Origin of the sequence: Limnospira sp. PMC 289.06 (assembly GCF_032350395.1) — a bacterium.
Lineage (GTDB): Bacteria > Cyanobacteriota > Cyanobacteriia > Cyanobacteriales > Microcoleaceae > Limnospira > Limnospira platensis.
Genome location: NZ_JARPLC010000060.1, coordinates 1 through 13,346, shown reverse-complemented (window position 1 = coordinate 13,346; position 13,346 = coordinate 1). Strand labels below are relative to the sequence as shown.

Genomic DNA, 13,346 nt, shown 5'->3' with positions numbered 1-13,346 from the left:
AGGAGCAAGAATTTAATCCAAGATTTGCTTTACATCTTAGGACAATAAGGTACAATACCCAAAAAGATTCGCAACTCAATAATGAATATACGGTCAAACCCCAGACCATGCCAAATTTCCCTGACGACATACTCATAAAGTCGGATTCATGGTAAAATCAAATCATGCCTTACAAAGCTTTCCGGACAAAACTAAAACTCAATGACCGTCAAGCTACCTTGATGGCCAAACACGCGGGGTATGCTCGGTTCGTGTTTAATTGGGGATTACACTTATGGATGTCAGCTTATGAAGAGGGACTCAAGCCTAATATCAACTCCATTAAAAAGGTTTTTACGAATTATGTGAAACCTCAATATCCTTGGATGTCTGAATTGTCTTCTAAAGTTTATCAATATGGCTTCATTAATCTAGGGGATGCCTTTAAGCGCTTCTTCAAGGGAATAAGCAGTTATCCTAAATTTAAGAAGAAAGGCTACCATGATAGTTTGACGCTTGACAATTCCGGAAAGCCATTCAATCTGTCAGGAACTCGCCATAAGCTGCCTTTTGTGGGCTGGGTTTCTACATTTGAGGCTCTACCACCCAGTCTAGTTAAGAAAGTCACTATAACGCGCCAAGCAGGTGACTGGTATATGAGCTTTTTTGTAGAAACCACACCAGAAATCACACCGAAATTCCGAGAGAGAATCGGGGTTGACCTAGGAATTAACAATTTGGCGACTTGCTCCGATGGGACCCAATTCTCTAATCCCAAGGCTTATAAAGCAGCGACCAAAAAACTAGCCAGATTACAACGCCATTTAAGTCGCAAAGTCAAAGGCTCAAAAAATCGGGCCAAATGTCTCTTAAAAGTTCAAAAGCTACATCAAAGAGTCCCTAATATTCGCGGTGACACGATTCATAAAATAACTACTTTTTTGGCTAAAAACCACAGCCAAGTAGTCATTGAAGATTTGAATGTGTCTGGAATGCTGAAAAATCATTGTTTGGCGGGTTCTATCGCTGATGCTTCATTTTATCAGTTCCGTCGTCAACTCGGTTACAAGGCAGAACGTTATGGTTCAAAGTTGATTATTGCCGATAGATTTTATCCATCCAGTCAACTGTGTTCTAATTGCGGTTATCGTCAAAAAATGCCCCTAGTCCGTCGGACTTTTGAATGTCAGAACTGTGGCCTGAAGATTGATAGAGATTTGAACGCCAGTATAAATTTAGAAAAATCGCCGGGTTCCGACGATTACACTTGTGGACGGGGTGCTGCCGACAGTCCCGGACGAAGCAAGAAATAAACATCAATATCCGGCTATGTCCGGTTTTGTTTAAGTTTTATAGAGCAGCAGGTTGCTAGTGACTCATGCTAGAGGTCCTTTACCCGAAACCAATGCCCATATCCGCATTACCCGTCAGTCCTGGCAGTCTGGTATTCTCGAAGGAGATGTCAGCGCCGGCGACTATGTATGGCAGTTTCAATGGCGATTTAGACAACGTAAAACCTTAGTAATTCGACCCTCCCAGGGTCGCGCCTTAATCCAAGAACCCCTAGGGCGATTTCTGGAAAAGTGGGACTATAAACTTGAACCAGGCGGCGATTATTCTTTTACCATTCGCGCCAAGTTTTGATAGTCATTTATCCCGTGATTATCCCTGTTTAACGGTTCTGACCCACCAGAGAAGATGTCGGTAGTAACGAAGCAAGATGGCGATTCATTTCCTCCAAATATCTGGCTAGTTGAGAATAATCACGGCTAGTTAGTAGAGGGTCGTCCTGAGTATTTAACAACGATTCTAAAGGCAAAATACGATAATTCAGTTTCCCATGAAGTGAATATCGATGTACCCAAGTGGGTAAAGCTATCACCTCAGCAATTTCTATGGTTTCATCAGGAAAATTCTTGTTAATTCTCACCTTAAAAATAACTCCCACATCCCGATAATTTCCCCGCTGATTAGAAATAAAATTACCCATTGAGTAAATAGCCACAGCTTGGCGGATAGTACCATCTTCCTCAGTGATATCAAAAATTTGATAGGGTTGAACCACATGGGGATGACTCCCTAAAATAATATCCGCACCCGCATTAACCAAACTGGCGACCAGTCGTTTTTGTTCAGCATTCGGCTGGCGTTGATATTCCGTGCCAAAATGCAAGGCTACAGTAACTATATCAACTCCTAATTCTCGCGCTTTCTGAATATCTTGGATGATTTTCGCTTCATCAATTAAGTTAACTAAATAATCCTTTCCCCTAGGGATAGGAATGCCATTAGTGCCGTAGGTATAGGCAAAAAACGCCATTGATATATCATTCTTTTCAATCACAGTAATGGTGTCTGCTTCCTCCAGGGAGGCGGCTGTACCGACGGGAACCAAACCTCTACTTCTGACATTTTCCAGAGTTTTTAATAAACCAGCTTCCCGACGGTCTAGGGAGTGATTGTTAGCTGTGGTTAAAATATTAAATCCGGCATTTTTCAGGGCATCTGCGAGGGTATCCGGTGCATTAAATAAGGGATAACCTGTATATCCGGTTGCTGAACCTGCTAGGGTAGTTTCTAAGTTCCCAATTACCCAATCTCCGGTTTGGAGAATGTCGCTAACTTCCGTAAAAAAAGGGTCATAATTATAAGTATTTGTGCTGGGATTATAACCGGACCTAATTTGTGGTCCGTGCATCATAATATCGCCAACGGCAATTAATAAAGCTGACTGGGTATAGGGTTTGGGGGGTTTGGTTAAAGCGGTTAGTTTCTCTGGGTCTATGGGTTCAACCCTAGCGCTGGGTAGGATATCGCAGCCGATAACCAAGAGAAACAAACTACCAGAAATCAGGGTGAGCAATTTTTGAGGCAAAACTTTACATATATTCATATCGTGGAGATCGATGGAGTAAGTAGAAAGCACGTTGACAGCTAAGATAGCATATCAACTATGATCCGGTGAGGGGCATTGATTATAGATAATTCCTACCACCGATGTGGCAGTTTCAGAAGTTGTTATGACTACAGAGAGAATTTCAGCGCCAAGAAGGGGGAAAGGTCAGGAAAAATGCCACCAGTTAAGAAGGTGGCACTTTTGAAGCTGATATCTGTAGTCAGAAAGGATAGTTTACATACAAGTTCACCAATTCACTAGCACCTACCTACTATGCTTGACAAAATTGCTACCGCTATCTTTGCTGCTTTCCTGGCTTTCCCTGGCGCTACTAACTCAGAAGTTGCGGAAACTCATGTAGCACAGGGGATACAGTGTAACCGTAATGGTTCAATGATGGAAATGAAAAAATGTGCTGATGATGACTATCGAGCAGCCGATCGCAAACTGAATGAAGTTTACCAACAACTGACCCCAAAAGTGCAAGGGGAGGAAAGACAGCGCCTGATTGCAGCACAACGGGCTTGGATTCAATTCCGCGACACGAATTGTAGATTTGAATCTGCGGAAGCGTTGGGGGGGACTTTAGAGGGTCTGCTGTTCACCAACTGTCTCACTAAGATGACCACGAATCGCACGGCTGAATTACAGGGATATATAGCACAACGAGCCAGCAATGATCAACTCCAAGTGGGACAAGTGACTAATATGGTTCAGGGGGACATTATGTGCTATGTGACCCTTAAAGATCAGATGAACCGGGAACACCACTTAGGGGCAACTTTCGATATTTGTGCTAAGGCTAATCAATTCATCAATCGTCAGGTTTCCCTAAAATATTCACTGCAAAATGTTAACGACTGCGAAAGCATTGAACCCTGTGGAAAAACCCGCCAGGAATTACTGATTAGCAACATGGATATTCTCAGGTAGATGGTTGTGAGCCTAACTTTTGTGTGACGCGAAGGGGTACAATGGTTAGGCTTGACATCTTCACATCAGGGGGTTTTCCTATTCTTGATGTGGGGAGGAACTCGGAAAGAGGTTTGACTTTGGGTGTAGAACTGCGAAGTTATGTTTATCTGGACAATTTACAGCCCCAACACGCTGCCTATATTGGGACGGTATCGTTGGGGTTTTTGCCGTTACCTGGGGATGCGTCGCTGTGGATTGAAATTTCACCGGGAATTGAGATTAACCGCATTACTGATGTGGCTTTGAAGTCTACGGCTGTGCGTCCTGGTGTTCAGTTTGTGGAAAGGTTGTATGGTTTGTTGGAAATTCACTCTAGCCGCCAGGGAGATACGTTAACGGCGGGTAGGGCGATTTTGGATGCTTTGGGGGTACAAGAAAGCGATCGCCTCAAGCCGCGTGTGGTCTCTAGTCAAATTATTCGCAATATTGACCCTCACCAGGCACAATTGATTAATCGGACTCGCCGGGGACAGTTGTTGCTGGCTAAACAAACTTTATATGTTTTAGAGGTGCAACCAGCGGCTTATGCTGCTTTGGCTGCGAATGAAGCGGAAAAGGCGGCTTTAATTAATATTCTACAGGTGCAAGCGGTGGGGAGTTTTGGACGTTTGTATCTGGGTGGAAATGAACAGGATATTTTGGCAGGGTCGGCGGCGGCTTTAAATGCGATCGCTAATGTTTATGGTCGCGATACCTTATTTGTTGAAAGTAAGGAGTAAGGAATAGGGGGTTATTATGGCTAATATTGAACAATTAGCAATCTTGAGGCGGGGTGTGGTGAAATGGGAGTTTTGGCGACGGCAAAATGCGGCGATCGCACCGGATTTACAGGAGGCTAATTTCTCTGGTTTCCACCTGGAAGGGGTTAATTTGGCTGGGGCTAATCTTCATGGCGCTAATTTAAGGGGTGCTAAGTTGAGGTTGGCTAATTTAATGGGGGCTGATTTAGCAGGTGCAAACCTGGAAGGTTGTGATTTGGAAGGGGCGAATTTACAAGGGGCGGTTTTACTGGGGGCTAATTTATGTGATGGGAATTTGACTGATGCGGATTTGGGAAATGCTAATTTAATTGGGGTGGAATTTCGAGAGGCGATCGCCCGTCGGATTAATCTGAATGGCGCAAACCTAAGACGGGGGAATTTTACCAGGGCGAATTTATCGGCGGTGAGTTTAAATCAGGCTAATTTGAGTTACGCTAATTTCCATGAGGCGGTTTTGATAAATGCGATCGGCTATCAAGCGAATTTTCATTATACTAACTTGGTTAACAGCCATTTAAATGGGTCTTATTTATGGGGGATTAAGTTTAATAATTGCCAACTAATGGGGGCTGATTTACGATTCGCTAATCTCAGAAAATCTGCTTGGGAAAATACCGACGCAAGAGGTGCGAATTTGCGAGGTGCTGACCTGAAAGGCTCTATTTTACACTCGGTTGATTTACGGGGTGCGAATTTGCGAGGCGCTAACCTTAACGGCGCTATTTTAAAGAAGGTGAATTTAGATGATGCTATTCTACCTTATAATTAATCATAAATCATAAGAAACCGGGTTTCTCAATAGGAGGCGGGAATTAAGCACCAGCCTATCATCAACTGCAAGTGATCAGAAAATGAGATAAACTAAAGGATTATCCGTAACCCATCTTATAAGTCCACCTTAGCAGTCAACGGAATCAGCAAGTTATGTCAGGTTTTCCGCCGCATCTAGCCCAACCTCAATCCCTGCAACAATGCCTTAAACAGTATTTTGGCTATGATAGCTTTAGACCAGGACAACGGGAGATTATAGAACAAGTGCTGCAAAAGCGCGATGTACTGGCAATTATGCCTACAGGGGGGGGGAAATCCCTGTGCTTTCAACTTCCCGCCCTGCTGAAACCCGGTCTGACAGTGGTGGTTTCACCTTTAATCGCGTTAATGCAAGACCAGGTAGAAGCGCTAAAAAATAATGGTATTGAGGCGACATTTCTGAATAGTACGGTTGATTTGAATCAAGCGCGTCAGCGAGAGTTTGCTATTCTACAAGGTAAAATTAAGCTGCTTTATGTAGCACCAGAAAGGTTACTATCTCCTCAGTTTTTAGGGTTTTTAGATCGCATTGATGCGGAATTGGGAATATCAACTCTGGTAATTGATGAAGCCCATTGTGTCTCGGATTGGGGTCACGATTTTAGACCAGAATATCGACAAATTCAACAGGTGCGATCGCGTTATCCCCACGTCCCGGCGATCGCTCTCACTGCTACGGCTACCGAACGGGTCAGATTTGATATAATTCGACAAATTGTCCTCAAACAACCTTATGTTCATGTGGCGAGTTTCTACCGTTCAAATCTCTACTATCAGGTGATTCCTAAACAACCTAAAAAACGGTTCACTCAACTATTAAAAGCCATTGAATCTATGTCCGGTTCAGGAATTATTTACTGTTCCAGTCGGAAAAGGGTGGAAGAAGTCGCATTACAATTACAACATAATAATATCCCCGCCCTCCCCTATCATGCGGGAATGGCGGATAGCGATCGCCTAGAAAGTCATACCCGTTTTATTCGAGATGATGTGCGAATTATCGTGGCTACTATCGCCTTCGGTATGGGTATAGATAAGCCAGATGTTCGGTTTGTTATACACTACGATTTGCCGAAAAGTTTGGAAAACTATTATCAAGAGTCAGGACGCGCTGGACGGGATGGACAACCGGCTCAATGTCTGCTATTTTTTAGTTATGGGGATATGAAAACTATTGAATATTTGATTGAGCAAAAACCTGATGTTGATGAACAAAGAATTGCGCGCCAACAGTTGCGACAGGTGATTGATTATGCGGAGTCTACTGAGTGTCGCCACCGCATTCAACTTCGCTATTTTGGAGAGGAATTTCCCGGTAATTGTGACGGCTGTGATAATTGTTGCCATGAACGACCTATAGAAGATTGGACGCTGGAAGCGATGAAGTTTCTATCCTGTGTAGCGCGGTGTCGGGAAAGGTTTGGGATGAGTTATATTATTGATGTGTTACGGGGTTCTAAAAATCAAAGGGTTGTGAGTAGGGGACATGATAAACTTTCCACCTATAATATAGGACGAGACCGGACTGTTGATGAGTGGAAAATGTTAGCGCGATCGCTTTTGCATCAAGGACTGTTAGACCAGACTAATGATGGCTATTCTATTTTGAAGTTAAATAACCTCAGTTGGGAGGTGATGAAAAGACAGCGGGAAGTCAAAATTGCGGTGGTACGCGATCGTCAACTTCCACAACAAACTTGGTCTATGGCGGCGGATGTGAAAATGTTATTAGAGCATCTTCGCCAAGTCCGTAAACAAATCGCTGACCAAAATGATATTGCTCCCTATAAGATTTTTTCTGATTCGACTTTGGGGTTAATGGCGCGAGAACGTCCCCAAACTAAAGAGGCTCTCTTGAGACTTTCTGGGGTGACTACTTATAAAGCTCAATCTTATGGTCAGCAGTTCTTAAATGCTATTTATGAATATTGTCTCGAACAAGGTATTCCCCTAAAGTCTACTAAACCGCCACTAACTACTTTATCATCATCATCTGTCTCTAAGTGGTATCATGTCTCGCCTACTGTTATCCAAACTTGGGAGTTATTTAAGCAGGGTTTAAGTGTCCAGGAAATCGCCGACCAGAGAGGCTTAAAATCTACTACAATTTATGGTCATTTGGCGGATTTAATTGCTAACAATTATGGCGATATCGATATTGATACTTTGATATCTCCTGAACGAAAACAGGTGATTTTAGAAGCGATCGCTGTTTTGGGAGATGGACCCCTCACACCAATTTATGAATATCTAGGAAAAGCCTACAATTATGGGGAAATTCGATTAGTTCAGGCTTTGTGGCGATCGCAAAATTCCCCCGATATTGAGTTTTAATTCCTCCAGACTAATCACTAAAATAACCAACCATTAATCATTCTACTACCCGACTCCTTTGTGAGATTTTGATAAGTTTTGCTAATTCATACAGCCAGAGGGATTTTATTTTCAAAAGATTGTTAAGAATTAATACATTTTTATTGAAAATCCCTCGCAAAAAGTTGACGAGATTATAGGGGTTGTGGTACACTCAAATAAATCGCACCCAAGGGGTTGCTATGTCGTTATGCAAAAATAGAGGCTGTAACGCTGATTATATCGGACTTCAATTTATTATCCCACCAAAAAATTAAATTCACGATGCACGAGTTTTTGGCTAAAGTCCGATCCATTTTTTGACCTATCTTGACAAAAACGCCACTTTGTGCATATATCCATTATCTGGCTGGGGAAGGTTTTTAAAAACAGTCGTCGGGGATGAATAATTGATAATTGTAGGGGCGGGTTCCGCAGTTAGTTATGGGACTCAGCGACAATATTAATAAACCCGCCCAACCCACCCGGCAATTAATGGATAATTGACAATATTAATAAACCCGCCCAACCCCACCCGGCAATTAATGGATAATTGACAATATTAATAAACCCGCCCGACCCCACCCGGCAATTAATGGATAACCGGCTATATCAATAAACCCGCCCGACCCCACCCGGTAATTAATCATCAATTATCCATGATTAATTAAGGTTGGGTTGAGTCTGCTTGAGGATATTAGGGATTTTAGTAATAATTTGTTCAGCAATTTCTGAGGGTTTTTCATTCCCGTTGATAGTAATAGAAATATCAGCTTGTTGATAAAGATGTCGCCTAGTTTCGAGGATATTATCGAGGCGAGTTAGGGGGTCTGGGTGTTGTAGGAGAGGTCGGGTTGTGTCTCCTTTTAGACGTTCATATAAGCAATGAGTTGGGACATCTAACCAGACAATGATACCATGTCTTAAATAACTCCAATTCATCCTTTTAATAACAACCCCTCCCCCAGTAGCTACCACCAAATGTTGATAAGCACAGAGACTAGATAGGACTTGAGATTCTAAGTTCCTAAATTCTTCCTCTCCCTGGGTGGAAAAAATTTCTGGAATGGCTTGTCCCGAAACTTGACTAATCAAAACATCGGTATCAAAAAACTTATAGCTTAATCGATTAGCCAATATCTCCCCAACGGTAGATTTTCCAGCGCCCATCATACCAATTAAATAGATGTTAATTCCTTGTATTTGTTCTAAAACCATAAGACAATCAAAAAGCGCACAACTGATAATAACTAGCCAGATAATTTTAACCGATTTCATCCTCATCATCAAAACCCCAATCTTCCTCATCAGATTGAATTTTGGTAGGGGGAGAAGGTGGGTTAATTAGACGATAGTCTGCATCATACACCGATTCGGTACGACCAGCACCGGAATTTTGACCGTCTTTATAATTGAAGGAATAGACGGAACCTGACCAGGATTCTTTTTGAGGTTGTTGCTGTACTTCAAAGGTTTTTCCGGTGGTTTCTGGGGGTGTGGGAGTGGTGGTGGGGGTGTTTTCTGGGGGTGGAGGAGTGGGGGTGGTTGGTGCATTATGGGGAGGTAAATTATCCCAATCTTCATCAGTATTAGGAGAGTTTAAGGGATTGATATTGCGTTTATTCCAGGATTCTGATTCTGATGGTTTGGGGGTAGTTTGTCTAACGGGTGGGGTTTCTGGTTCATTTTGGCGATCGCTATCATTTTCATCCCAACTATCGCTAACTTTGCGGACTTCGGTTTCCCAATCATCACTATTTTTGTGAGTTTTGGGGGATTTATTTTTGGAGGTAGGGATAGGCGGTTGATTTTCGGGTTCTAATTCTAGTTCGGATTGCAAATTATCCCACTCTGAATCATCGGCTTGTGGTGACGGAGGGATTTGTGCATCAGGTGGGTTAGATTGGGGGGATGGTTGTATAGGTTTTTTACTGGCTTTAGGACGTGACGGAGAGGGGGTGTAAGAGAGTTGGAATAAACTGGCAATCATCAGAGAGGTTAATATACCGATGAACAGAAAAATTAGTAGCCATACTGACAGGGGTAAGGTGGGTAATTGCATACCCAAAAATACTAAAGATATGGCGGGGGAAAGATTTTGTATAGTTAACAATACCAAACCACCGACTATAATCAAAATAGCGATCGCACTTTTTCCAGACATCACCTAAATAACCCCATTGAAAATGTCAATAAATAATTAGCAACTCCCCTCAGAATTAATCGGGTTTCCACCTACGCAAAGGTACACAATCAATCTCAAATTGATCTAGGGTTCGCGCTACGACAAAATCTACCAAATCCTCAATAGTTTGGGGATGATGATACCAAGCCGGGATAGCCGGGACAATGCGCGCACCTGCTTCTGCTAAAGTGGTCAAATTTCGCAGATGGATAAGACTTAGGGGAGTTTCCCGTGGTACAATTACCAATTTTCTACCTTCTTTTAATTGTACATCTGCCGCCCGTTCGAGTAAATCGGAACTCAGACCTTGGGCAATTTTAGCCACTGTACTCATACTACAGGGAATCACGATCATACCGATAGTCCGAAAGGAACCACTAGCAATATTAGCCCCTACATCCTGCCAGGGATGACAACGCAGTTTTCCCCCGGTTTCCACCCCAGCCTGCTGTCGCCAAAATAATTCCTGGCGATCGCTATCTCCAGGCATTTGCAAATTATTCTCAGCTTGCCATACCATGTAGGAAGACTTAGAAGCCACCAATTCGATAGCATAGTTGGCTTGCAGGAGGTATTTTAAGGCGCGGACGGCATAAATAAGTCCTGAAGCACCGGAAACGCCAATAATCAACGGTCTGGTTGGGGTGGTCATTAGGGAAACTTCCCCTCTTGAACTTCTGTGCAGAATTGTGTCACGGCGTTGGTAATGGTATCGTGTAGGTTGGCGTATTTTTTGGCAAATGGTGGTTGCCAGGGGGTTAACCCCAATATATCAGAGGTTACCAGCACTTGTCCGTCGCAGTGGGGACCCGCGCCAATACCAATGGTGGGAATGGTTAGTTGTTGGGTAATTTCCGCCGCCAAGTCCTTGGGGATATGTTCCAAGACTATAGCAAAAGCCCCCGCTTGTTGTAAGGCGATCGCTTCTGATAAAATGCGTTGTGCTGCGTCTATGGTTTTCCCCTGTTGGCGATACCCTCCCAGTTGATGTACAGACTGGGGAGTTAAGCCGACATGACCCATAACGGGAATACCCACTTTAACTAAGGCGCTGACCGTATTAGCCATTTCATCATAGCCCCCTTCTAACTTTACGGCCGATGCTCCTGTTTCTTTCAATATCCGTCCGGCTGAATGAATCGCCTGTTGGGGACTTTCCTGGTAGGTCAAAAATGGTAAATCCACTACCAATAGGGATCTTACCACAGCCCGACGCACTGCTTTGGCGTGGTGCAACATTTCCTCAAGGGTTAGTGGTAGGGTGGTTTGGTAGCCTAAACCCACCATGGCTAGGGAATCACCTACTAGAATAATATCAATACCTGCTTGGTCGAGAATTTTGGCGATCGCATACTCATAAGCAGTTAGCATGGTAATTTGGTGTCCCTGCTGTTTCCAATCGATTAATTGTTGGGTGGTTACTGCCATAATTGTTTGTAGGTTTAGGGATTACAAGTTGCAGAGTCTTGATTTTATCAAAAACTGAACAACTATCTCATCCTAAGTTAAACACTGAGAATACTAATGCAGCCCAATTATATAATACTTGGTCTCAATTTGCTGAGTCTAGGGTTATCAACCCTTGTCTGGACAGCCACCCCCACTCAAGCCGCTGAGTTTTTACGTTTTTCCATCGGAAATAGAGATTTTTCTATCCCTGTCGATGTTTTAGAAAGTTATCTCGAAAGTAAGCCGAATAATTCCGAAAATCAAAGTTTAGATAATGTCGCCAATTTATTAAGTCCTAAAATTCAGGCACAAGTCCGGGAAATATTGGGGAGACGCTATCAGTTTAGTGATGCCGAAATCAGCCATTTATTGAGTTCTCCTATGGTGGCAGATTTTTTAATTCAGGTGGGAGATATTCTTGAAACTGAACCCGATGCTAATGGCGCAGAGGCGATCCGAAATGCTCTCGTATCAGCGAGTAGTCTCCCTGAAGGATTTACCCTCATTGATATGATCAGAGAGTTTCCTAGTCCTAGTATTTATGTGAACCTCAATGAGGCTTTACAAGCATTAACTAATATGGCAATTTTAATTGATTCAACTAAGATAACAATTGCAGATATCAAAAAACTGGCATCTTCTCAGGCTCAAAATGCTGGAAATCTTGATTTTAGTCAATGGCGAGACTTGCGAAAAATCGGAGAAATCCCAAGTTCTAAATCCACCTTTACCATTAGTGATTCAAGTGGCGATCGCCAATTTGATTTTGATTTGTACCTTCCGGAAACTACTGATAGTAATATACCCACTTTAATCATATCTCATGGTTTAGCCTCAGACCGCAGTCGGTTTGAATCCCTCGCCCGCCATTTAGCCTCCTATGGTTTTGCGGTAGCTATTCCTCAGCACACTGGTAGTGATTTTCAGCAATTCCAAGACTTGTTAATTGGGAAAGTCTCAGATATGTTTAATCCGCGAGAATTTATAGACAGACCCCTTGACATTTCCCAAGTATTAGACTATCTGGAAGCCTTAAATAGTGGAGATTTAACCAATCGCCTAAACCTGGAAAATGTGGGAGTAATCGGACATTCTCTCGGAGGTTATACCGCTTTAGTTTTAGGAGGTGCGCCGCTGAATTTTGCACAACTCAACATTGACTGCAATCAAGACAATTTTTCCCTTAATCCTTCCCTATTTCTCCAGTGTCGCGCCCTAGAATTACCGCAAACAGACATCAACTTGCGAGATGAAAGAGTTAATGCGATTTTGCTGATTAACCCCATCAATAGCAGTATATTAGGAGAAGCAAGTATCAATAAAATCGCCATTCCAGTGATGATGGTAGCCAGTGGCTTAGACATATTAGCACCAGCCATATTAGAACAAATACCAGCTTTTAATTGGTTAAATAATTCCCATCGATATTTAGTGTTGAAAGAAAAGGATAGTCACTTTTTTGATATGAATCAATATACGGCTGAAGCCATACCCAACCTAGGAGGTTTGACCCGTCCAGCTACAGAAATTTCCCAGGGATATATCAAAAGTCTAAGTGTGGCATTTTTCCAAACCCACATAACTAATAATCCTGAATATCAGCAATATTTACAAGCCGCATATACTATCCATATCAGTGATGCTGCTTATCCTATCCATTTGATATTACCCACTCCCGACCAGAGGCTAAGAGTTAGGTAAAATCACATAATATATATATATTTACCCTTGACAAATCCTGGAACTTGACTTATTATCAAATAATGGAAATCTGTGCAAAAATACAGTAAAACCCAACACAAGCCAGTAGGTTGGGTGAAACCCAACACAAGCCCACAGAGAGTAGGTTGTGTGAAACCCAACAAAAGCCAGCCAGTAGGTTGTGTGAAACCCAACAAAAGCCAGCCAGTAGGTTGTGTGAAACCCAACAAAAGCCAGC

At 42.8% G+C, this 13,346-nt stretch carries 12 protein-coding genes; 7 read left to right on the top strand and 5 right to left on the bottom strand.

What is annotated here, in order from left to right; translation table 11 throughout:
- Nucleotides 1-164 precede the first annotated feature (164 nt).
- Nucleotides 165-1,292 (top strand): RNA-guided endonuclease InsQ/TnpB family protein, encoded by a 1,128-nt coding sequence (locus tag P5674_RS13600; protein WP_014275931.1) that lies wholly within the window; start codon nucleotides 165-167, stop codon nucleotides 1,290-1,292.
- A gap of 58 nt (nucleotides 1,293-1,350) precedes the next feature.
- On the top strand, nucleotides 1,351-1,623 hold the full coding sequence (locus tag P5674_RS13595) for a DUF3146 family protein (RefSeq protein ID WP_006618397.1): 273 nt from the start codon (nucleotides 1,351-1,353) through the stop codon (nucleotides 1,621-1,623).
- 28 nt (nucleotides 1,624-1,651) lie between these two features.
- Here the strand turns inward: P5674_RS13595 and P5674_RS13590 are convergent, their stop codons facing one another.
- Nucleotides 1,652-2,872, bottom strand: a complete 1,221-nt coding sequence (locus tag P5674_RS13590) for a CapA family protein (protein WP_152088489.1) — start codon at nucleotides 2,870-2,872, stop codon at nucleotides 1,652-1,654.
- Between the two features lie 276 nt (nucleotides 2,873-3,148).
- Between P5674_RS13590 and P5674_RS13585 the strand changes: the two genes are divergently transcribed.
- The 4 genes from P5674_RS13585 to recQ all read left to right on the top strand — a co-directional run bounded on the left by P5674_RS13585 (nucleotide 3,149) and on the right by recQ (nucleotide 7,755).
- Nucleotides 3,149-3,808, top strand: a complete 660-nt coding sequence (locus tag P5674_RS13585) for a lysozyme inhibitor LprI family protein (protein WP_152088488.1) — start codon at nucleotides 3,149-3,151, stop codon at nucleotides 3,806-3,808.
- 119 nt (nucleotides 3,809-3,927) lie between these two features.
- Nucleotides 3,928-4,569, top strand: a complete 642-nt coding sequence (locus tag P5674_RS13580; protein ID WP_006618400.1) for a BMC domain-containing protein — start codon at nucleotides 3,928-3,930, stop codon at nucleotides 4,567-4,569.
- Between the two features lie 16 nt (nucleotides 4,570-4,585).
- Nucleotides 4,586-5,380 (top strand): pentapeptide repeat-containing protein, encoded by a 795-nt coding sequence (locus tag P5674_RS13575; RefSeq protein WP_014275927.1) that lies wholly within the window; start codon nucleotides 4,586-4,588, stop codon nucleotides 5,378-5,380.
- Nucleotides 5,381-5,535: 155 nt separating this feature from the next.
- The gene (gene recQ / locus P5674_RS13570) at nucleotides 5,536-7,755 is read left to right on the top strand and encodes a DNA helicase RecQ (RefSeq protein ID WP_062945820.1); all 2,220 of its coding nucleotides are present in this window, start codon (nucleotides 5,536-5,538) and stop codon (nucleotides 7,753-7,755) included.
- Nucleotides 7,756-8,436: 681 nt separating this feature from the next.
- Here the strand turns inward: recQ and P5674_RS13565 are convergent.
- From P5674_RS13565 to panB, 4 genes are read right to left on the bottom strand one after another with little or no spacing between them, the layout of a single operon-like run.
- A complete protein-coding gene (locus tag P5674_RS13565; RefSeq protein ID WP_014275924.1) occupies nucleotides 8,437-8,991 on the bottom strand; it encodes a shikimate kinase in 555 nt (184 codons plus the stop codon).
- A 46-nt stretch (nucleotides 8,992-9,037) separates the two neighbouring features.
- Nucleotides 9,038-9,937 (bottom strand): hypothetical protein, encoded by a 900-nt coding sequence (locus tag P5674_RS13560; RefSeq protein WP_043468365.1) that lies wholly within the window; start codon nucleotides 9,935-9,937, stop codon nucleotides 9,038-9,040.
- Nucleotides 9,938-9,992: 55 nt separating this feature from the next.
- Nucleotides 9,993-10,610 carry a flavin prenyltransferase UbiX gene (locus tag P5674_RS13555; RefSeq protein ID WP_006616375.1) on the bottom strand — a complete coding sequence of 206 codons (618 nt, stop codon included), beginning with the start codon at nucleotides 10,608-10,610 and terminating at the stop codon, nucleotides 9,993-9,995.
- Entirely contained in the window at nucleotides 10,610-11,386 is a 777-nt protein-coding gene (panB, locus tag P5674_RS13550; protein ID WP_006616376.1) for a 3-methyl-2-oxobutanoate hydroxymethyltransferase, read from the bottom strand. Before panB ends, P5674_RS13555 begins: the two co-directional genes overlap by 1 nt.
- A 96-nt stretch (nucleotides 11,387-11,482) precedes the next feature.
- Here panB and P5674_RS13545 point away from each other — a divergent pair, with 96 nt between their 5' ends.
- Nucleotides 11,483-13,108 carry an alpha/beta fold hydrolase gene (locus P5674_RS13545; RefSeq protein WP_315670041.1) on the top strand — a complete coding sequence of 542 codons (1,626 nt, stop codon included), beginning with the start codon at nucleotides 11,483-11,485 and terminating at the stop codon, nucleotides 13,106-13,108.
- Nucleotides 13,109-13,346 lie beyond the last annotated feature (238 nt).